This window comes from Streptomyces sp. NPDC047841 (assembly GCF_040704085.1).
Classification (GTDB): Bacteria; Actinomycetota; Actinomycetes; order Streptomycetales; family Streptomycetaceae; genus Streptomyces; species Streptomyces argyrophylli.
On the sequence record NZ_JBEYRP010000060.1, the window covers coordinates 1 to 19345 of the forward strand.

The window sequence follows — 19345 nt, forward strand, 5'->3', positions numbered from 1 at the left end:
ACAAGTTCCTCACCAACCCGCCCGACCGGCTCAGAACCCTGTGGCACGCGCTACCGAAGCCGTGGGAGTAGCCATCAGCAGCCGGGCAGGGCGCTGCAGGGCGCTCCTGCCCGGCTGCCGCCGCACCCACCGAAGTCTGCGGCTCTGGAGGCGATACGCCCCCGGCGACTACCGGCCGTTGGGTCACCGTGAGCGGAGCCGACAGTCGTAGACCGCCATCGTCAGCGCCTGCAGTGTGGTCCGCACGGCTTCAACGTCCTGGCCGTCGTCTATGGCCTCCAGCGCCTCGGCCGCCGACAGGCGCACCTGGCGGGGCAGGCTGTCGTACGCGGACATCCGGTAGGCGACCGTGCGGCGGGCCTGCTGTTCCTTTGCACTGACCGACCCGGCGACGAGCGGGAAGACCGCGGCCTTGTACAGGGCGACAGCCAGCACGGCGTCAGCGGTCCCTTCCCTCTCTCCCCGGCTCTCCGCCTCGCGCAGGCGCCGAGCCTGCTCCCCAGGTCCTGCACCCGCACCTGCGGGGGATCGACGTCGAGCAGGCAGTGGTGCCGGGACACCTTCCGGTAGTCGCCGGCAGGCCGCGGCATTCGCCCGCCCGGCCGACCAAGCAGGTGGTGCGGCGCGTGAAGATGTACGGTCCGGCCTCGGATACGTGGCCGGGGACCAGCGTTACCGAGTACGCCACGGCATCCGAAGCCTACGAAGCTTCGCGGGCGGTTGCGGTACGTCGCCGGGTTCCCAGGTGAATTCCCAGTCCAGTTCCCAGCCGCGCACGGTGGCGTCGTAGTCCCCGGACATTAGGGTGCGGCCGTCCTCGCTGAGGGCGAGGGCGTGCACGGTACTGCGGTGCCCGGTCAGTGTGCGCAGCAGTTCGCCGGTGTCCAGGTCCACCACGTCGATCCGCTGGTTGTGGGTGCCGAGGACGGCGAACCGCCCGTCGGCCGTGAGCGCGAGGGCAGTGGTCAGGTGCTCGGTGGGGGTCTTCCGCTGCACACGGCCGGTGGCGAGGTCGAATACGATGAGCGCCCCGGTGGTCGCCACGACCGCCCGGCCGCCGACGGGTGCGATTGCCAGCAGGCGGGCATTGTTCGTGTCGGCCACCCCGTACAGTCGTTTGCCTGTGAGGGTACGGACGGCGGTCACCCCGAAGGGGCCGAACTCCAGCAGCGTCCCACCGTCCGGGGTGATCTCCAGGGCCGTCTGGGGCGGCACTCCGCTACGGGTCCACAGCCGCTCGCCCGACTCCAGGTCCCAACCGCAGACTTCGTCCCCGCTCATTGCGGAGGCCAGGTCCAGGCCGGCGTGTGTGTCCTCGCGCGACGCCGCGTACCGGCCGTCCGAGCTGAGCGCGACCGCAGCCACCGAGCCGCGGTGGGCCCGGAGGGCCTGCCAGGAGGTACGGAAGGTGCGCTGCTCCCCGTGGAACCCGAGGTCCCAGCTGCACAGTATCCCTGTGTCGTCGCCTGTGAGCAGCCGGTCCGCGGCCGGCGCGTACACCAGGGTCTCGACGGTTCCGGCGTTGTCCGGACCTGTCAGGTGCCATGCTCTGTCGTCGACGAAGTCGAGCAGAGCCACCTGCCCGTTCCTGCCGTGGATGACGGTCGCCTGGTCGCCGCAGACCAGGGTGAGGGTGCGCGCCACCGGCAACGGCCAGTCGAGTTCCCGGTCGAGACGGCCGCTCGCCGCGTTCCACAGGTCGATCTCCCCCGTCCACCGCCCGGTGACGAGGAAATCTCCGTCCCTGCTGACGGCCAGGACCGGCGGCTGGGTGAAGTGCCGGTGTCCGTCGAGATCGAACAGCTGATAGCCGCTGCGCAGTCCCGACCGGCGCCCGTGCCGACCCACCACCGCCCATGCCTCGCGCAGGTCGGGATGGCGTCCGAAGCCGGGTACAGCCTCCGCGGCCCGCAGTCGGGCGGCGCTCTCCTCGTACCGACCCTCGTCGAAGAGGTGCAGCGCCTGCTCCATGGCGGTGTCGAACGCCCGCCTCCTGTCAGACAGTTCGTCGGCGCCCTTGGGCCGGGCGTAGAGCCAGGGGGCACGGTAGCCGGGTGCGGGCAGCGGCAGCACACTGATCACCTTCCGCGAGCCCGCGACGGCGAACCTCCCGTCCGCGCTGATGGCGACGGTGTTGGTGTCACGGGTGTCGGTGTCGCCGTAGACGCCCTGGTGCCCGTCCTCGTCCTCGGGCCCGTTGTCGTATGTGCGCAGGCACCGGCCCGTCGCCGGTTCGAGTACGCGCAGCGGCTGCGCACTTCCCACCACTGCCAGGGAGCCGCCCGGTACGAGGGCGATGGCATGGTGAATGACGCGCAGAGAGTGCGGCGACCGCGCGACTACGCGGTCCCTTCGGGCGTCCCAGAGCACCATGTTCCCGCTGTCCCAGACCTGGAGCGCATACCGCGAGTCAGCAGAGAGCGCACACCAGTTGACATGCACGCCCCACGCTCCGTAGCCCTGTTCGTCCAGCGGCGGGGTCAGTGCCGCATGGCACCGTCCGTCGGTGACGTTCCAGGCGCACACCCTCTGATCGTTGCGGCTGTCGGCGGGTGTGGACAGCGCGAAGACACCGTCGGCGGTCATGGTCACGGCCGCCACCGGGGCGCTGTGGGCCGCCACGCGCTGCAGCAGTGCTCCGGTTCGAACGTCCCAGAACCGGAGCGTGCCGTCCGCGTGGCCGGTGGCGCCCATGGATCCGTCGCCGCTGATGGCGACCGCCGTGGGGGCGTCGGTGCTGCTGTCGTGGGCGCCGAGTTCCGGCGGCAGAGGTATCGGGGTTCCGTGGGTGAGGTCCCACGCTTCCAGCGGCTCCTGTTTGCGGAGGACCAGCCCGGTGCGGCCCGCGGCGTCGACGGCGGTGGCGACGACCTCGGCGCCGGTTGCGGTCAGTTCGTGCAGACAGCGGCCTCTTGCCACGTCCCACACGCAGACGCCGCCCTCGCGGTCGCCGGAGAGCACCAGGCCTCCGTCCGCGGTCACCGCCACGGCGGTGACGTAGGCGCCGTGGCCAGTCAGCCGCGCCGTGGTCGGAGGGGGCCGTTCCGCCAGTACGGCCAGTGCCTCGGCGGTGTCGGCCGGGACGGGTCCTTCGTGCTCGGCCTGTTCCTCGGACGGGCCGCCCTCTTGACGCGTGGCCCTGTGCAGCGACTCGGTGGCCCGCTTGCGGTCGTCCTGCTCCAGGTGGATGAATCCCCGCAACCGGTCGGCAAGTTGCGGTGCTCCGCCGAAGATGCGCCCGCCCTCGATATCCGAGAGAATCTCCAGGTCGGTTCTGCGGCCCGAACGCCACAGGTGCAGGCCGTAGTTGTAGCGCGCGGCCAGATGGTGTGGATCGACGTCGGCCGCCTGCCGCCACAAGTCCTCGGCCGCCTCCGTACGCCCCAGGTCGAGTAGGGACAGCGCCTGGTTGGACAGTCCGTCGGCGAGCAGCCCGACGCCTCCCGGTGCACGGCGCGGAAACGGCGTGCCGGTCACGTCGCCGTACACCTCGGCCAGGACCCGGGCGACCTCGTCGAGTTCCGCCGGCCGGGCCTCGGCGCTGAGCATGAAGCACTGCCGCAGCAGTCCCGCGACCACCGGGGGTACGGCTGGCACGCGGGGGTCGTCCGGGCCGTCCTCCAGCAACGCTTCGAGGGCTTCCGCGGCGGCCTGACCGTGCCGAGTCGGGCGGCGGCCAGTGAACATCTCCAGCACGGTCAGCGCCCACGACCACACATCGGTCGCGGGCGTCAGCCGGACCTCCCGGCCGGAGGCGGCGAGCGCCTGCTCCGGGGAGCAGTAGGCGGGGGTCATACCGCCAAAGGTGACGCCGGTATCCGTGGCGGCGGCCGGGTCCGCGGGGCGCGCTCTGGCCAGCCCGAAGTCGGTGACTTTGGCGGTTCCGTCCGGTTCGAGCATGACGTTGGCGGGCTTGACGTCCTGGTGGACCAGGCCGCTGTCGTGCGCGTGCTGCAGGCCCCACGCGGTCTGCACGGCGATGTCCAGCACCCGGCCGACCGCGGTGCGCAGCCCGCCCTCGTAGAGCCGGCCACCAGCGACAGCCTCGGCCAGGCTGCCGCCGTCGACCCATTCGGCGAACACCCTCGGCCGACCGTCGATCGTGCGTACATAGGCACAGTTGACGACGTGCGGGTGGAGGCCGAGTCCCACCCAGGTGCCCGCCTCGGCCTCGAACCGGCTTTTGCCTTCCGGCGAGGCGACCAGTTCCGGGCAGGGCGTCTTGACCGCGAGGTCCACCCTCCAGCCCTGGTGGCGTACCCGGTGGACCAGGCCCATGCCTCCGCTGTGAACGACGTCGAGCACCTCGTACAGATCGAGGACGATGTCGCCGGGCTGCCAGACCTCCGGTGTCATCGACGCGCCGTCAGTCGGTGAGGGCTACGTACAGGGGGCTTCCGAGCAGCACCCGCATATCGGGCCTGGGGTCGAGTTCGGGGTAGGGACTGGGGCCGGCCAGCAGGCGCCGGGCGACGAACTCCACGGGCTGCCGGGGGCCGCGCAGCAGCCGTCCGGCGGTGGTGCACCCAGGCCAGGGACGGCTGTTCCGCCGGTATCTCGACGCCGTCGGCGGCGAATGCCGTGGCAAGACCGGTCAGGAGCGTCGGTACCGAGGACGGTGCAAACCTCTGCGCCTGCGGTGCGCTTCCGCCGATCACATGGCTGCTGGCGCCGCCGAGTCCGAGGACGGTCCAGTCGGTCCGGCCACCGAAGTACACCAGCGACCCACCGTTCCCGCTGGGCAGGGGCCCCCGCTGCATGGGCAGGGTGCCACGGAAGTACGGTCCGGGTTCGTCCACCGATCCGGTCTCCCCGGACTCCTCCAGGTGACGCAGGACCCGCTCCAGCTTGGCCACACGGTCGGGCTCAGGGGCCTCGACGCTGCGCTTGATGCTGAACAGTGCGACACTCAGGCCTGCTTCGGTGGTACCCCGGCGGCCGAACACGGGGTCGATCTGGGAGAGCAGCATGTCGACTTTTGCGTCGCTGATGTACAGGTAGTACCGCACCGTCACGGTTCGACGATATCGCGCCGCCGCCTCACGAGTCCCATGGTGGGCCGAATTCGCGTCGCAACTGGTTCAGGCCGGTTGCGATGATCGGAATCCTCCCGTCGTAGTAGTGGTGCCCGCCCTTCTGCCGATCGCCCTGCCACAGGTGACGGGTGAGCTCCATGAGCCGCGGGACAGTGCGGTCGGGGTTGTGCTCGTCGTCATCGGTGTGCATCCGGACAACGAAACGGATGCACACCACCGCTATCAGTCACAGAACCCGGGCGGCGATCCCCCTTTCGTCGCCCGGGGAAGTCACCAGTAAGGGAAATAGGCCACGTTGGGAAACACCTTTGCCCAGCCGACCTGCAAGCAGTGCGGCAACCAGCGTCGTCTTCAAGCCACCGGACGGCCGGGCGAGTACTGCAGCGCCGCCTGCCGCCAGAAGGCGCGCCGGCAACGGCAGGCCACCTCACGGATTCCGAACACCGAGGAGTTCGACCAGGCGCTGCGGGTCCAGCTCAACCAGATCATTCACCTGAGCCGGGAACTGCTCCTCGCGCTCGACCATCCCGCCACCCCCGTCACGACACCCCTGGGACACATGGCGCGCATCCAGGTCCTCGCCGAGCGCCTCACCCCGAACATGATGGCCAGGAGCAAGCGCCTGGGTGCCTCCTGGGAGCAGGTCGGACGACTGCTCGGTATGAGCGGGGACACCGCACGCAAGAAGTGGCCCACTGCCCGCCACATGTCCGGCAGGCAGCGCTCGGCGCCTGCAGTTCCCCCACCGGCGGCTGGACCGTCCACTGGTTCCGCTCCCGGCCAGCAGGGCCCGAGCAGCAACATGGACGGTCCCCTACCTACCCCGCCGTCCACGGCGGGGACAGTGCCCTTGGCGACCCTGGCCGGCCAACATCTCGCCAACGTCCTCAGCAGCCTGCAGCGTGCCTCCGGGCTCAGCCTCAGAGCCCTGGCCAGCCTCAGAGCCCTGGCCAGCCGCACCGGACTCTCCGCAGGGCACCTCTCCCGGCTGATGTCCGGCGAGCGGTTCCCCTCCTGGAAATACGCTGCCGCCATCGCCCGGGCCTGCGGCGCTGACCCTGAGATCCTGCGGCGCGCCTGGGAGGCCTCCAACGCCCGGCGCGACAACCAGGCCTCCACCGCCTCGCTCTCCTCCGCCCTGCGGTTCCTACACCTGCGGGCCGGCAGCCCCACCCCTTGGTCCATCGCCATCACGAGCGGCCGCCAGATCGACCAGGACCGCATCACCGCCCTCCTGGAGGGCACCGCCATCGGCGAGTGGGAAGAAGTCGAACGCCTCATCCAGCTCCTCGACGGCGAGCCCACCTACTTCCTGCCCCCGTGGGAAACCCAAAATCGCCAACCAACCCAGCACCGAACCCTCGCCCACCGTCACGAAGTCCGCCTTACAGGAAGATCCCCCACCCGCAAGCACCCGCGTGGAAGACCTCCTCATCGCCTTCCGCGACGCACTAGGCGGGCCCACCCGGACCACGAGCCCTTCGTCCAGCCGCCGGTGCCTCGCCACCCCCATACGGCCAGCCGTCTACTGGACCGGCCGCTGAAACCAACGCCGATCCTTGCGATGGCCGCGCGCCGGTGGACAACAAGCAGTCAAGTGGCTACTGCGAGCGCGAGGTGGTATCCCGCCTGAGAGTCAGACGGGACACCGCTCTCACAGGCACCGACCTTTTCTAGAGGGTGTTGATCTGCCAGGCGAGGACACCCGTGGAGCCCTTGGCGCCGGAAACATCGATCCGGACCTCGCCATCGCCCTTGATGCGTCCCAGGCCGGGCCGGCCAAGACACCGAGGCAGGCCGTCCGATCCGCCGTGACACCACGACCAGCGAAAGGGGGCCAGCCGCCCGGATGCAGAGCGCAGAAGTCAGCACCGCTTTGGCGCGCTTCGATGCGCCGCGACGCACGTCGTCGCGCACCCTGCCCGGACGAGCGGTTGTGGGGCGTATTCCTCGCAGACCAGGCTCACCGCCAGAGCCGCCGGGTCACGGCGGCCCACGGGCGGCCGGAGACAGGAAGCAGGGGGGCACGATGACAACACCGAGCAAGCGCCTCACCGCCGCGCCACGTCTGGCCGTCCTGGCCCGCGCGGTACTCGTGGCGGCGACCGTGACAGCTTCCGCTGTGATCACGGCGCCACCCGCTGCAGCAGCCGAGACCGACTACGCCTGCGAAGAACTCACCCAGCTCGGCAACGACACGCTGGGACTCAACTGTGCCCCCCGGCCGGGAAATCCCAGCATGCCGGTCCAGCTGTACTACCTCGGGCAGAACTTGCCGTCCTACTCCTGCCAGTCCGTCACGTACCTCACGGCCGATGCCATTCTCGGCTCCGACTGCCAACGGTACTGAGCGCCGCGCGGGCCCCGGAGCGTGCCGAAGAAGAACCCCGCTGTCCGTCGCAACCGCCTGCATCACCGGCCTGACCACCTTCGCCCTCGCCCTGGCACGCCGTGACTGAGGAATTTCGAACCTGAGAGGGGGTCACATCTGCGGCCCCTGCCCACTTCGCCCGGCACCACACGGCAGCGAGCCTGGCGGATGCTCGCACCGGTGTGCGACGCTTCGGGGACAACCAGCCTGGTCTGGTGAGAGGCCCCGCGCCGCCCTTCAAGGTCATTTCGGTGACCGGGGCGCGGTACGGGTTGTCTTGCTCGGCTGTGCGCGGCCCCACGCCGCGTGCTTGATGCCCTCCCCACGGGGCGTGATGGGCTCGACCCCGGAATCGAGGGGCGAACCAGTGAGTACGTTCACCGTAGTAACACAGCAGCATCCCGACCGCGCCGTGATCACCGTGTGCGGGGAAATGGATCTGCAGACCTGTCCCGAGCTGGCGCAGGCGGCGTCCGTCATTGCGCTGGACGGCAAGCCGCTGTACCTGGATCTGTCGGGAGTCTCCTTCATGGACTCCAGCGGGCTGAACGTGCTGCTCCTGCTACACCAGCGCCTGCACGGCGAGGGCAGCCGCCTGGCCATCACCGGTCTTCAGCCCCAACCGGCCCGTCTGCTGCAGATGACGGGGGCCTACAGCCTGTTCTCGGCGGACGCCCCGCCCCTGGCCGGCCCCGATGCAGCCCTGACCGTTTGACCGGCCGAACAGCCAGAGGGCCGCGGATGGGGCTCGAGGTGACGTGAACGCCGCGGGACAGGGTCCGGGCTGCGACCCCGGCTACAGGGGCCGGCGCCCGCACGGGGCGCCGTCGGGGTCGTCGGCCAGAGCGATCCGGGCGGTGATGCGCTTGCCGACCGGCTCACGCTGCGCCTCGAAGCCCTGAGAGACGGCCATCACGATCTCCAGGCCGTGCTGGCCGACCCGGCCGGCGTCCGCGGCCCGGGCCACGGGCAGCACCGGGTCCGAGTCCCACACCACGACCTCCACCATGCTCCCGGTGACACGCAGGTCCAGCAGCACGGGACCGGGGGCGTACTTGCGGGCGTTGGTGACCAGCTCACTGACCACCAGCTGCGTGAGGTCCATGGCCCGCTGCGAGACCGGGATGCCGTGCTCGGCCTGGACCCGGGTGAGAAAACCGGCGGCCAGGTGGCGAGCCCGGGCGATGTCCTCGCCGTCCCCGACCAGGGCAGCACTGGTCTGAATGGCCGGCCTGTCCGGTGCCGCGCCGGCCGTCGGCGCCGGGTCTGCTTCGGTCATGACCGCCATCCGTTCCTCCGTTCACCCCAATCGCCACTCGTCTACCCGCGCGGCTGTGGAGCACGCCACTCCCTGTGTGCCGTATCGGGCACATATCGCGCTGCTTGCACCCTGCCGGGCGGCAGTGCGAGCGGCGCGGAGAGTATGCCGGGATCCCTGCACGTCCACGGGAAAGACGTCTGGCACCGAGCATGCCGGGCAGGCCGAACAGCTGTCGGTGGTGACCACCCTCACCGACGGTATCCCAGTGATCTCCCTAGCCGGAGAGATCGACCACCACACCGGCGACGCACTCCGGCACGCCCTCGAGGACGCCTCAGGCACTCCCCGCCCCCGCGTCGTGGGCGACATGCGCCACGTCACCTACATCGACTCCAGCGGCATCAACATCTTCATCGCCGCCCACTGCGCCCTCAGCGAGGCCGGCGGTTGGCCCCGCCTGGCCGCCATCGGCGAGCCCATCTCCCGCACCCTCAGCCTCGTCGGCATCGACGCAGTCATCGACTGCCGCGAAACCCTCCGCCACGCCCTCACCAACTGACCGACGACCGGTCCTCGATATTGATCAGACACTGATCATGCGGGAGAGATGGCGGCGGCGGTTCACGGCCGGGACGATCTCTTCGGCGCAGGCGCGGCGAGAGCGTCCCGGGATCTGCGTGATGGTCCACTGCGGAGGATGCCGGACGTGCGTGATCTGGTGAGCGTGGGATAGGTCATGAGGTTGCTGGCCGCAGTGCGCGAGATGGGCCGCCGTCTGACCAAGCGGATGGCTTCCTGGCGGGAACCTGCGCTTCACCGCACGCTGTCGGCGGTGGAGGAAACGGCCGAAGGTACTAACGAGCTGGTGCTCGACCGGAACATCCTCGCGCATCAGCTGTTCACAGGGGTCTCTCGGCAGCATCTAATGCGCCTGGTCGAGGAGTTGGCGGAGCCTTGGGAGGCCGTGGTCGAGGGACGCCGTCACGAGGCACGTGGCGGGCCCAGGAAACGTGAGGCGGGTGCCGGTGCCCGGCATCGACTGGTGTTCGTCGACCGGCTGGTCGTCACGCTGATCCACCTGCGGCACGATCTCCCGCACTCTGTCCTCGCCCTGTTGTTCGATGTCGACCGCTCCACCGTCACCCGCGCGATCGCAGAGATACGCAGGCTCCTGGCCGGACGAGGATGCGCGGTTCCCGACCGGCCCGGCCTGCGGCTGCGGACCCTGGCGGATGTATTCGCTTACGCCCAGGCCGAGGGCATCGAACTGCGGCTGGATGCCACCGAGGTGCAGGTCCGACGTCCCGCAGCCGGCCGCGGCGGACGCCGGGCGTTCGTCTCGGGCAAGAAGAAGCAGAACACCATGAAGGCCACCGTCATCGCCGACCGCCAGGGCCGCACGCTCTGGACCGACGCCCTGCGGCCGGGACGGATGCACGATGCGACCGCCGCACGCAACGAAGGCATCGGGATCTGCTTCCAGCACTTCCCAGACGTGGAAGTGCTGCTGGACGACGGCTACCTCGGGCTCCGGCGCGACCACCCCGGCAAGGCGATCACACCGCCCAGAAAACCGAACAAGATCGCTTTGCCGCACGTACACGCCGCCAGAGAAGAGGCCCGGCACAGACACTTATCCAAGCGCATCACCGTCGAACACGCGCTCGCCGACCACAAACGCTGGAAACAGCTGACCCGCTGGACGCACCGGCGAGACGTCTTGCCCGACACCTACCGGGCCATCGCCGGCCTCGTCTCCGACCGCAACGCCACCGCCTGACAAACCAACCAGCTCAGGACCGTGCACCCCCAGCACAATCACGCACCAGCTCGTAAGTTGTGGTGCGGTGCCGCCGCGGTGATGGTGTGGGCGGCGGGTGGAGGGCCCATAAGGCGGCGGTAGCGGCGGCTCTCACCTTGGCGTAGCGGGTGTCCGATGGCGTGTGCAAGCAGGTGAGTGACGTTCGCGGCCGCCCAAGGGAAGGTTCCTCACGACGAGGTCGAGAACCGGCCCGATTCCTCGTCGTTGCGCCGGCCGCCATGGTGGCCGTGAAGCGGGTGCACTCCGGCGCTCACTACCCCAGTGACGTGGACGCTGGCGCCGTCATCGGCCGCGTCTGTGCCTGGCTGGTCAGGCGCCTGCCGCAGCAGGTGTTTCGCGTGTGGCGGTGATGCGAGCGGGGCGCGGTCAGGCGGCGAGCCGCCGTCGGCTGGTCTGCGGACGCGTGTCGGGGGCCAGGCTTGGCGCCCTCGATGAGGCGTAGGTGCCGGGTGCGGGCGTGGCGGGGTGGCTGCGGGGTGCGCGATAGCCAGTCCTCTACGACGGTCTATGCCGTGCAGCAGCACGGACACAACCGGCAGCAACAGGCAGGCAACGATGACCGCGGTCTCGGGCTGCCTCAGCAGACAACCGTGAGCGGGTGCCCAGGCCGTACCAGGACGACGCCTGACAGCGCCGACCGGACATGGGCCACGAGAGGACTGGGAGCTCATGTGGCGATGGTGGCCAGTCCCACAATGCCGATGAGGTAGATGACGACCGCGGCGATGCTGTCGATACCCATGCGCGCGTACTGGCGGCGCGGACGGAAGATCAGCCCCGCCATGTAGACCACGGTCAGGATGATCCCGAGCGCGGTGAGGTAGATGTCGGTGTCGTGCGCGGCCGGCAGGACCGGCTTGCCGGAGATGACCGTGGCGAGCAGGAACAGCACGGGCAGGAAGGCGTTGCCGCCGAAGATGTCGCTGATGGCAAGCTGGTAGTCGCCCAGCTTCGTGGAGGTCAGGCCGGTGCTGAGCTCGGGCAGTGAGGTGGCCGCCGCCAGTACGGTGGCGCCGAACAGCACACCGCTCAGGCCCTGGCGGGCGAAGAACTCCTCGCCGCTGCGTTCGATGACGACACCGGCGACGAGTGTAGCCAGTGCGGAGGCGCCGAACACCAGAGCGGCGCGGGCGGTGCTCACGCCCTTGTCACTGGCGGCCTTCTCCTTCTTGCCCTTGGAGTGGCCGCGTGGTTCGGGCTGGCTGTCGGGGGCGTCGCCGCCCTCCCGCCACGGCAGGCCCCGGCCGGCCCGGTTGAGCAGGATCAGCCCGATCACCCACAGGACGGCGATCGCCACCGAGGCGGGGGCCAGGCGGGCGGCGTGCAGGTTCGGGGAGAGCTGGGTGCCCATCACGACCACGGCCAGGACGACGACCACCATGGCCCCCTCCAGGACCAGCTGCAAGCTAGCCGCGAGCCGGGTCAGCGGGGCGCGCGGGCGGACCCCGGCGGCGTCCAGGGCGGCCAGGACAATGGTCTGGATGGCGATGCCGCCGAGGATGTTGCCGACCGCGACGTCGAGCTGGCCGGCCATCGCCGCGCTCGCGGTGATCGCGATTTCGGGCAGGTTCGTCGCGATCGCCAGCAGGATCAGACCGCCCAGCGCGCTGCCCAGGTGAAGTCGTTCGGCGAGCACGTCGGTGGTGTCCGACAGCTTGATTCCCGCGAACCAGATGACAGCTGCACTGGCCAGGAACAAGACCAGCAACACCGGTGAACCCAAAGACCCCATGCCGCTGCAAGTACCCGCCGGTCCGGGGCAGAATCAGCGCACGCCGGGCGCCCGCTGAGACGCGGCTGTCCGGCCCGCGCCGGGCTGACGGGTACGGGCTGTAGGTGATGGCCTGCCTGTTCGACGCTCAAGGGACTACCAGCCTGGTCTGGTAAGAGGCCCCGCGCCGCCCTCCGGGTCATTTGCTCGGTGACCGGGGCGCGGTAAGGGTTGTCGTGCTTGGCTGTACGCGGCCCTGTGCCGTGTGTTGGATGCCACTTCATCGGTCTCTTCGTCGGTGAGGGTGAGGTGGGCTCCGGGGATGCCGCCGTGCTTGCCGTCCCAACGTCGGAACTTGTCCCGCGCGGTGTCCTGACTCCCCCACGAGCCGTGCTGCACCTTGCGGCCGCCAGCCGGTCAGCAGCAGGTGGTGGCGCTCGGGGCTGATCACGTGAGGCGGATTTCTCTTGAGCGTCGCGGTTCGCGCACGATCGCGGGCTTCGTTTCCAGCTCGGTGAGCTGGTAGTGCACCGACGCCCTGCTGCGCATGCTGACGGCTGCCCCGATCTGCTGCATCGCCGGGGCTTGGCCGTGCTCGGTGATGTGCTGGCGGATGACGCACAGGATGCGCTCCTGTGTTGTGACTGGGCGCGGTCTTTGCCTCACTGGCCAAGTACCGCGCTCAGGTCGGCCCGCAACCGCTTCACCTTCGATGCGGGGCGTCCTGGTCAGCTGCCGCAGGCGCATCCCGCGATGACCTTGGCCTCGGCCGGAGTCTCGGCCGGGTCGACGGCCTGCTCGTCGGGGGTGCAGCAAGCGGTGGTGCCGCAGCAGGCATCCGGGGCGCCTTCGGTGCTCTTGCCCAGGGTGTCGTCAGCCGTGCGACCATCAGCCCCCGCGACGCCGCGCGCTTGTGGGGACTGTCTGTCGGCGCGTTGTCGGCCCCTTGAAAGATCGGACCGGCGGAAGCGAGCTCCGGGCTCGATCACTCGGCTGCGCGCTGGCCACAGTGTGGTGACGTACGGGCGGGAACATCGTGTGCGCATGCCGTCGCTGCGGGCCGGCTGGCTGACACAGACCTTTCTGCACTGGGCGTACGCTCCAGAACTGATCCAACGTCTGCTGCCCGACGGACTGACAGTCGACACCTTTGACGGCTATGCCTGGGTGGGTCTCACGCTGTTTTGTCATGGCAGACGTGCGCCCGTACGGCTCCCCTGCGGCGCTGGCCGCCTTTCCCGAGACCAATCTGCGCACCTACGTGCGTGGACCGGGCGGCCGGGAAGGGTTGTGGTTCCTGTCGATCGACGTGGCCAGCCGATGATGCTGGCGGCTCGCGGCATCGGGGCGCCGCCGTACCACCTCGGGCGGCTGCGGCTGGCGTGCAGCGGTGAAAGCGTGACGTACACCGGATCGAGTGGGGCGGTGGGTCGGCTTACCGCATGACCGTGCATCCGGGCCCGCCCATCAGCCCTACACACCGCGATGTGTGGCTTGCGTCACGATGGCGGGCGTTTACGCACAGCGCGGGCGTTTTGTGGGAGACGCCCGTCGAGCACGAGCGCTGGCCGCTGCGCGCGGCCCGTCTCGACGGCCTCGCCGAGAGTGTGACCAGTGCGGCGGGGCTGCCAGCGCCGGCCGAGGAGCCGCTGGTGCACTTCTCCGACGGTGTACATCAGGTCCGCCTCGGTCTCTCACGGCCGGTGCGGCCGCAGCCAAGGAGGCAGGGATGAACCCGATCTCGGTGGCCCGATCACAAGGGCTGTTCAACCTGGTCGGCTGGGACTGCGGTGTCTCTTCGGGGGCGGTCTCCGTCTCTGTTCCGTTCGCCGCAGTGGGCTCCTGCTCGCTCAGGTGCTCACCGCCGTCCCGTACCTGCAGCGGGAAGAGGCTCAGGTATTGCCGGGTCGGCGATCGTCATGATGCGGAACTCTCGATGGTGAAGACGCTGCCGGCGTGGGTGAGCCGGAGCAACCGGGCAAGCGGGTGCGGGACCGCGCACAGCCGCAGCTCGGTGCCGTGGGTTTTGGCCGCGCGGGAGGCGGCGATCAGGGCGGATAGTCCGGTGCAATCACAGAAGGTGACCTGCCCTACGTCCAGGTCGACGCGGTCATGGGTGCACACGGCCGCTCGCAGGGCTTCCCGTACGTCGGTGGCACTGACCACGTCGAGGTCCCCGGCCACGGTCACCCGGCAACTGCCGGGCCCGGTCGGGTGCACTGCCACGTGGAGCGTGTCGTACACGGCGCCCCCAGCCAGTGGAGCGGACGGGGTGTGCCTCCAGGAGAACCCCCGCCCTGCGGGGATGTCTACACCCGGGTGCCCGGCCGGGCGCACGGGGATGGGGCTGAAGCGGTCCTTACGTCTTTGCACACCGAGCGCACGGACACCGCGCGGCTGAACCGCTGGGAGTACGGTCCAGCCGGGCGGAAGGTCCCGCAGGCTGCACAGGACCACCCCGCTACCTCCACCGGCGCGAACTCGATCTCATCCAGGTCCAGGTCCTCGTAGCCGTCCACGACCGTGGCAACGCTCCGCACCCCACCCCGGTCACGGGCCCTCGCCCCGGCGCCGGGCAGGAAACGGCCCCAGCCGGCGTGGCCAAGGCATGCCGGTGATCCTGGCACAGTGCAGCATGCCTGGCGGCCCAGGTGTGCGGTGTGATGTGGAGGCGGGGGCTTCTGTGAAGGCCGGCCGGACCGGCCGCCGGTCGCCGGGCGTCATCGCCTGTCGGGAGGGTGGCTGAGGTAGGGGGCGAGCAGGCGGCGGTATTCCGTGGAGGGTGCCAGGCCGAGCTCTCTGCGGAGCCTGTGCCGGTACGACGCGAAGTGCCGCAGTGCCTCGGTGGCGTTGCCCTCGGCGAGGTGGACGGCGGTGATCTCCCGGTGGGCGCTCTCCCGCAGCGGCTCGGCCTCGGCCGCAGTCATGGCGTACATGAGCGCCGTGCACAACCGGCCGTGGTGCCGGTGGTGCCGGCTGATGGACTCCAAGGCGTGCAGTCGAAGCTGGTGGAAGTGTTCCCGGGCGTCGGTCACCCAGTCATCGCACCAGTGGGGGAGAAGGTCCTCGCACAGCATGGGCGGGATGTCCTCGCCCGGGGGGTCGCTCCAGGAATCGTGGGCCAGGGCGACGGCGTACCGGGAGGCGTCCGGCAGATCGACGCCCACTTGGCCGCACAGGGAGAGCCGGGGCGCGGCCAGGTCCACCACCGGATGCTGGTCGCTGCGCCGGGAGATGCGCCACAGCGCGGAACGCAGACTGGCCTCGGCCCGGGCCCGGGGAAGGTCGGGCCACAGCAGTTCGGCCGTCTGCTGACGCGGGACGCCTTCCTTGTGCAGGGCCAGATAGGCCAGCAGCCGCTGGGCCGACGGCGGCAGGTAGACGCTGCGCCGGCCGATCTCCAGGCGGAACCCACCCAGCAGTTCCAGCAGGGTGCCGCTGTCCGGAACGGCTCGGTGCGGGGTGTCGGAACTCATGTCGGATACCGCCCTCGGCTCGGGTGGTGTTCATGGCGAGGGTGAGGGCCGGGCCCGCGGCGGCGTACGCGGCGGGCATCGCGCCGACGGCCCCGTGATCCCGTGTGACGCCCCTGCCGTGCTGACGCGTCGCTGTGCTCCCGACCTCAGATGCCTCAGGTAACCCATGAGCATCGGCGTAAACGGCATGCCGCCCGCGCCGCGTCCCCGCGAATTCGGCGAAAGCCCGTCTTCGCCGAGTCACTGGGACGTTTCCACCGGTACCGGCGGTCCGCGCGTCACGTGCGGCGGCTCGGCGACGGCGGCGCCCTGGGTCCGCGCCGCGGCCAGAGCAGCCGTGGCGCCGATCGGTGCCATCTCGGGTACGCCGCCGGAGACGGCACGGTGACACCGCCCGCCTAGCGTCGGTCTTCGGAATCCCGGCGACCGGAGTGCCGGTGTCACCGTCACTCACCACGACACCGTGAACGTGCGCCGAGGAGCAGCAACGTCCGTCCAGGACTCGAGGAGCGGCGATGTTCACCCACACCCAACGCCTGCAGTTCGATGCCAAGCCGGCGAAGCCCGATCCCGCGTACGCCCACAAGCTGCAGGAACTCGTGGGCGGCGCCTACGGCGAAATGTCCGTGATGATGCAGTACCTGTTCCAGGGCTGGAACGCCCGGATCAAGGGCAAGTACAAGGACCTGATCATGGACGTCGCCACCGAGGAGATCGGCCACGTCGAGATGCTGGCCACGATGATCGCCAGGCTCCTGGAGGGCGCTCCCGCCACCGCCACCACCAAGATGGCCACCAGCGACCCGGCCGTGGGCGCGGTCATGGGCGGCATGGATCCGCAGCAGGCCATCATCGCGGGCGGCGCGGCCCTGCCCGCCGACAGCAACGGCTACCCGTGGAACGGCCGGTACGCCATCGCCAGCGGGAACCTGATGGCCGACTTCTACGCCAACGTCGCCGCCGAGGCGCAGAGCCGCCTGCAGACGGCACGTCTCTACAACATGACCGACGACCCCGGTGTCAAGGACATGCTGCGCTTCAACCTCGCCCGGGACACCGTCCACCAGAACCAGTGGCTCGCCGCGATCGAGCAGCTGCGCGAGGACGGCCTGGAGGGCTACGTCGTCCCCGGCGGCCTGGAGGAAGAGGAGTACCGCGAGCACGCCCAGACCCTGTGGCACCTGTCCGACGGCACCGAGTCCGGGGCCGGGCTGTGGGCCTCCGGTATGGCACCGGACGGCGAGCACGAGCTGTCCGTGCTGGACTCCCCGCAACCGCTCGGGGACATCGGCATGGCGCCCCCGCCCGACCCGAAACTGTTCGCCACCTACGACGGTAGCCAGGGTCCGCCGAAGGGGCCCGTGCTCGGCACCGAGACCGGCATCAAGGGCAAGATCAAGGACGCGCTCACCCCGGATGAGTGAGCCGGCCCAGGGGCCCGCCCGCCTCGCCCGGCGGGCCCCTGGCCCGTCCCGCACCACCCACGATCCGGCCACACCACCTCTCCTTCTCACTCATCCCGGGGAGCGAGCATGGCAGTCTCCGACCTCACCGCCGCACGGCGGCGGACCCGTCCGTCCGCGGCGCGTCTGCTGCTGATCGGCCTCTACTGCACGGCAGCCGTGACCGGCGTGGTCCTGGGCAGCTGGCCCCACTGGCTGCTGGCGCCGGTGCTGCTGACCGCCGCCGGCTGCCGGGCCGTCCTGCCCCGCCACCGGGCCGGCCGGGCGTGCGGACCTGGACGCGCTCAGGGCGCGCCCGGAACACCCAGCGGTGAGGGGAGCCGGCCGTGATGCTGGACCCGCGCTCCTACCGGCGCGCCCCGACCGGCACGCTCCAGCCGCCCACCGGCGCGTCCGCACCCCCGGCCGCGGCGGGAGCACAGCCCGCCGGGCCGTACCGGCAGCCGTCGCCTCCCACGCCGGGCACCACCCCGCACCAACGCTCCGGCGGCCGCGGGCGGCACCGCGTCGGCCTCACCATGCTGGGCCCCGCCCTGGTGGTGTCCGTCGCCTACATGGATCCCGGCAACTTCGCCACGAACATGACCGCGGGCAGCCTCTTCGGGCCCATGCTCCTGTGGGTCATCGTGCTGGCCAACGTCGTCGCGATGTTCGTGCAGTACCTGGCCTGCAAGGTGGGCATCGCCACCGGCAAGGACCTCCCCGAGCTGTGCCGGCAGCACACCCCCCGCCCCGTCACCTACGCCCTGTGGATCCAGGCCGAACTCGTCGCCATGGCGACCGACCTCGCGGAATTCGTCGGCGGAGCGGTGGCCCTGCACCTGCTGTTCGGACTGCCGCTGCTGCCCGCCGCGCTCCTGGTCGCCGGCCTGTCCCTGCTGCTGCTCGTCCTGGCGCCCGAGGGCCGGCACCGCTTCCAGACCGTCACCGCGCTCCTGCTCTTGGTGCTCGTCCTCGGCTTCGCCTACCAGTGCGTGCGCGCCGGGTCCTGGCACGGGGTGCTGTCCGGTCTGCGCCCCGAGCTGGCCGGAAGCCAGAGCCTGATGCTGGCCACCGGCATCGTCGGCGCCACGGTCATGCCCCACGTGATCTACCTGCACTCCCACCTCGGCAGACTGCCCGCCACCACCTCTCCGGCTGAGAAGCGGCGGGTGCTGCGCGGACAGCGCACCTCACTGATCGCGACGCTCGGCCTGGCCGGACTGGTCAACGCCGGCATGCTCACCCTCGCCTCAGCGACCCTGCGTCCTGCCGGCGGGCGAAGCGGCCAGGGTGAGCAGAGTCTCGACGGCTTCCACGACGGCCTGGGTATCGCGCTCGGCCCGGGAGCGGCCCTCGCCTTCGCCCTGGCGTTGCTGGCGTCCGGGCTGGCCTCCGCAGGCGTCGGTACCTTCGCCGGGCAGGTCATCATGCGGGGCTTCCTGCGACGCCGGGTACCGCTGATCGTGCGCCGGCTGCTGACGATGACCCCGCCCCTGGCCGTCCTCGCGCTGGGCGTGGCCCCGATGCAGGCACTCGTGCTGAGCCAGATCGTGCTCTCCTTCGGCATCCCCTGCGCCCTCGCGCCGCTGGCGTGGTTCACCGCCCGCCGATCGCTGATGGGGCCGGTGGCCAACCGGGCCGTGACGACGGGATGCGCGGTCGCGGTGTGCGCCGCGATCAGCGTCCTGAACGTCTGGCTGCTGACCAGGGCGGTCCTCGGCTGACGCTGCGGCCTCGGCGGCTCCGCCGCCCCGATGACGGGATAGAGGAGGAGCCCCGAGGACGCTCGTGTCGGTTTGCGTGCTCAGGCGCCGGGCTACCCGGCGCTCCGGGCGAGCCGGGGACGATCCCGTGTCCGGCCGCTTCGAGACAGATCGGCGCTCAGGACGTGCCGGAACTGCTGGTGCTGAACAAGGCGGACCTCGCCCAGCCGAAGCAGATGAGCACGTTGCGGCGCCTCCACCCGGGTGCCGTCGCCGTCTCCGCCCGCACGGGCGAAGGACGGGACGACCGCAAGGCGCTGCGGTGCCGCCTTTCGGCGCTGTTCCCGCCGGTGCCGGCCCACACCGCACCACCCGCCGGCCAGGAAGGAAGCACGTGATGCAGGAACCCGACCCCGCCGTCCGCGGCTATCCGCACGACCGCGTCGGCGCACTGCAGGACGATCTGGCCGCCTGGGTGCGCATCCCGTCGGTGTCCGCCGACCCGGCACACGAGCGGGAC

General features: G+C 70.5%; 21 protein-coding genes and 1 pseudogene. 12 read left to right on the forward strand and 10 right to left on the reverse strand.

Translation table 11 applies throughout. From position 1 onward, the window contains the following. Positions 1-183 precede the first annotated feature (183 nt). The 5 genes and pseudogenes from AB0947_RS41575 to AB0947_RS41595 form a co-directional block, all read right to left on the reverse strand. Complete coding sequence (locus AB0947_RS41575; protein WP_366755588.1) at positions 184-435, reverse strand: hypothetical protein; 252 nt, start codon at positions 433-435, stop codon at positions 184-186. Between the two features lie 86 nt (positions 436-521). Further along, a pseudogene (locus tag AB0947_RS41580) lies at positions 522-590 on the reverse strand (hypothetical protein); the annotation flags it as partial. A gap of 82 nt (positions 591-672) precedes the next feature. Then, positions 673-4356, reverse strand: coding sequence for a serine/threonine-protein kinase (locus AB0947_RS41585; protein WP_366755568.1), 3684 nt, complete (start codon positions 4354-4356; stop codon positions 673-675). Then, positions 4353-5015 carry an SAVMC3_10250 family protein gene (locus tag AB0947_RS41590; protein ID WP_366755569.1) on the reverse strand — a complete coding sequence of 221 codons (663 nt, stop codon included), beginning with the start codon at positions 5013-5015 and terminating at the stop codon, positions 4353-4355. Before AB0947_RS41590 ends, AB0947_RS41585 begins: the two co-directional genes overlap by 4 nt. 25 nt (positions 5016-5040) lie before the next feature. After that, positions 5041-5226, reverse strand: coding sequence for a hypothetical protein (locus tag AB0947_RS41595; protein ID WP_366755570.1), 186 nt, complete (start codon positions 5224-5226; stop codon positions 5041-5043). Between the two features lie 105 nt (positions 5227-5331). Between AB0947_RS41595 and AB0947_RS41600 the strand changes: the two genes are divergently transcribed. The 3 genes from AB0947_RS41600 (at position 5332) to AB0947_RS41610 (ending at position 8122) form a co-directional block, all read left to right on the forward strand. Beyond that, positions 5332-6669: a helix-turn-helix domain-containing protein gene (locus AB0947_RS41600; RefSeq protein WP_366755571.1), complete on the forward strand. Its 1338-nt coding sequence runs from the start codon at positions 5332-5334 to the stop codon at positions 6667-6669. A 396-nt stretch (positions 6670-7065) separates the two neighbouring features. Further along, on the forward strand, positions 7066-7386 hold the full coding sequence (locus AB0947_RS41605; RefSeq protein ID WP_366755572.1) for a hypothetical protein: 321 nt from the start codon (positions 7066-7068) through the stop codon (positions 7384-7386). Positions 7387-7774: 388 nt separating this feature from the next. Then, complete coding sequence (locus tag AB0947_RS41610) at positions 7775-8122, forward strand: STAS domain-containing protein (RefSeq protein WP_366755573.1); 348 nt, start codon at positions 7775-7777, stop codon at positions 8120-8122. A gap of 81 nt (positions 8123-8203) precedes the next feature. Here the strand turns inward: AB0947_RS41610 and AB0947_RS41615 are convergent, their stop codons facing one another. Next, positions 8204-8686: an ATP-binding protein gene (locus tag AB0947_RS41615; RefSeq protein ID WP_366755574.1), complete on the reverse strand. Its 483-nt coding sequence runs from the start codon at positions 8684-8686 to the stop codon at positions 8204-8206. Positions 8687-8906: 220 nt separating this feature from the next. On the opposite strand from AB0947_RS41615, the gene AB0947_RS41620 reads away from it, so the two are divergent. The 3 genes from AB0947_RS41620 (at position 8907) to AB0947_RS41630 (ending at position 10840) form a co-directional block, all read left to right on the forward strand. After that, positions 8907-9227: an STAS domain-containing protein gene (locus AB0947_RS41620; RefSeq protein WP_366755575.1), complete on the forward strand. Its 321-nt coding sequence runs from the start codon at positions 8907-8909 to the stop codon at positions 9225-9227. Positions 9228-9533: 306 nt separating this feature from the next. Next, entirely contained in the window at positions 9534-10448 is a 915-nt protein-coding gene (locus AB0947_RS41625) for a transposase family protein (protein ID WP_366755586.1), read from the forward strand. A gap of 260 nt (positions 10449-10708) precedes the next feature. Next, positions 10709-10840, forward strand: a complete 132-nt coding sequence (locus tag AB0947_RS41630; RefSeq protein ID WP_366755576.1) for a phosphatase PAP2 family protein — start codon at positions 10709-10711, stop codon at positions 10838-10840. 317 nt (positions 10841-11157) lie between these two features. On the opposite strand, the gene AB0947_RS41635 is transcribed toward AB0947_RS41630, so the two are convergent. Both AB0947_RS41635 and AB0947_RS41640 read right to left on the reverse strand, forming a co-directional pair. Next, positions 11158-12201 (reverse strand): hypothetical protein, encoded by a 1044-nt coding sequence (locus AB0947_RS41635; RefSeq protein WP_366755577.1) that lies wholly within the window; start codon positions 12199-12201, stop codon positions 11158-11160. 447 nt (positions 12202-12648) lie between these two features. Continuing rightward, entirely contained in the window at positions 12649-12948 is a 300-nt protein-coding gene (locus AB0947_RS41640) for a hypothetical protein (protein WP_366755578.1), read from the reverse strand. A 442-nt stretch (positions 12949-13390) separates the two neighbouring features. Between AB0947_RS41640 and AB0947_RS41645 the strand changes: the two genes are divergently transcribed. Further along, entirely contained in the window at positions 13391-13525 is a 135-nt protein-coding gene (locus tag AB0947_RS41645; RefSeq protein ID WP_366755579.1) for a DUF2071 domain-containing protein, read from the forward strand. Positions 13526-13643: 118 nt separating this feature from the next. Beyond that, the gene (locus tag AB0947_RS41650; protein ID WP_366755580.1) at positions 13644-13934 is read left to right on the forward strand and encodes a DUF2071 domain-containing protein; all 291 of its coding nucleotides are present in this window, start codon (positions 13644-13646) and stop codon (positions 13932-13934) included. 184 nt (positions 13935-14118) lie between these two features. On the opposite strand, the gene AB0947_RS41655 is transcribed toward AB0947_RS41650, so the two are convergent. Together AB0947_RS41655 and AB0947_RS41660 are read right to left on the reverse strand one after the other, a co-directional pair. Continuing rightward, positions 14119-14427, reverse strand: coding sequence for an STAS domain-containing protein (locus AB0947_RS41655; protein WP_366755581.1), 309 nt, complete (start codon positions 14425-14427; stop codon positions 14119-14121). Positions 14428-14921: 494 nt separating this feature from the next. Next, positions 14922-15677 (reverse strand): BTAD domain-containing putative transcriptional regulator, encoded by a 756-nt coding sequence (locus AB0947_RS41660; protein ID WP_366755582.1) that lies wholly within the window; start codon positions 15675-15677, stop codon positions 14922-14924. Positions 15678-16192: 515 nt separating this feature from the next. Between AB0947_RS41660 and AB0947_RS41665 the strand changes: the two genes are divergently transcribed. From AB0947_RS41665 to AB0947_RS41680, 4 genes are all read left to right on the forward strand, one after another. After that, positions 16193-17101, forward strand: a complete 909-nt coding sequence (locus AB0947_RS41665) for a manganese catalase family protein (RefSeq protein ID WP_366755583.1) — start codon at positions 16193-16195, stop codon at positions 17099-17101. A gap of 108 nt (positions 17102-17209) precedes the next feature. Further along, a complete protein-coding gene (locus AB0947_RS41670; RefSeq protein WP_366755584.1) occupies positions 17210-17470 on the forward strand; it encodes a hypothetical protein in 261 nt (86 codons plus the stop codon). Further along, positions 17470-18846, forward strand: a complete 1377-nt coding sequence (locus AB0947_RS41675; RefSeq protein ID WP_366755587.1) for an Nramp family divalent metal transporter — start codon at positions 17470-17472, stop codon at positions 18844-18846. Before AB0947_RS41670 ends, AB0947_RS41675 begins: the two co-directional genes overlap by 1 nt. Before the next feature lie 164 nt (positions 18847-19010). Then, positions 19011-19223 carry a hypothetical protein gene (locus AB0947_RS41680; RefSeq protein ID WP_366755585.1) on the forward strand — a complete coding sequence of 71 codons (213 nt, stop codon included), beginning with the start codon at positions 19011-19013 and terminating at the stop codon, positions 19221-19223. Positions 19224-19345 lie beyond the last annotated feature (122 nt).

Excerpts from the sequence above, each read along its gene's own strand:
- AB0947_RS41585 (WP_366755568.1), bottom strand. The coding sequence starts at position 4,356 with ATGACACCGGAGGTCTGGCAGCCCGGCGACATCGTCCTCGATCTGTAC.
- AB0947_RS41595 (WP_366755570.1), bottom strand. The coding sequence starts at position 5,226 with ATGCACACCGATGACGACGAGCACAACCCCGACCGCACTGTCCCGCGG.
- AB0947_RS41605 (WP_366755572.1), top strand. The coding sequence starts at position 7,066 with ATGACAACACCGAGCAAGCGCCTCACCGCCGCGCCACGTCTGGCCGTC.
- AB0947_RS41615 (WP_366755574.1), bottom strand. The coding sequence starts at position 8,686 with ATGACCGAAGCAGACCCGGCGCCGACGGCCGGCGCGGCACCGGACAGG.
- AB0947_RS41630 (WP_366755576.1), top strand. The coding sequence starts at position 10,709 with ATGGTGGCCGTGAAGCGGGTGCACTCCGGCGCTCACTACCCCAGTGAC.
- AB0947_RS41640 (WP_366755578.1), bottom strand. The coding sequence starts at position 12,948 with ATGCGCCTGCGGCAGCTGACCAGGACGCCCCGCATCGAAGGTGAAGCG.
- AB0947_RS41645 (WP_366755579.1), top strand. The coding sequence starts at position 13,391 with ATGGCAGACGTGCGCCCGTACGGCTCCCCTGCGGCGCTGGCCGCCTTT.
- AB0947_RS41650 (WP_366755580.1), top strand. The coding sequence starts at position 13,644 with ATGACCGTGCATCCGGGCCCGCCCATCAGCCCTACACACCGCGATGTG.
- AB0947_RS41660 (WP_366755582.1), bottom strand. The coding sequence starts at position 15,677 with ATGAGTTCCGACACCCCGCACCGAGCCGTTCCGGACAGCGGCACCCTG.
- AB0947_RS41665 (WP_366755583.1), top strand. The coding sequence starts at position 16,193 with ATGTTCACCCACACCCAACGCCTGCAGTTCGATGCCAAGCCGGCGAAG.
- AB0947_RS41670 (WP_366755584.1), top strand. The coding sequence starts at position 17,210 with ATGGCAGTCTCCGACCTCACCGCCGCACGGCGGCGGACCCGTCCGTCC.
- AB0947_RS41675 (WP_366755587.1), top strand. The coding sequence starts at position 17,470 with ATGCTGGACCCGCGCTCCTACCGGCGCGCCCCGACCGGCACGCTCCAG.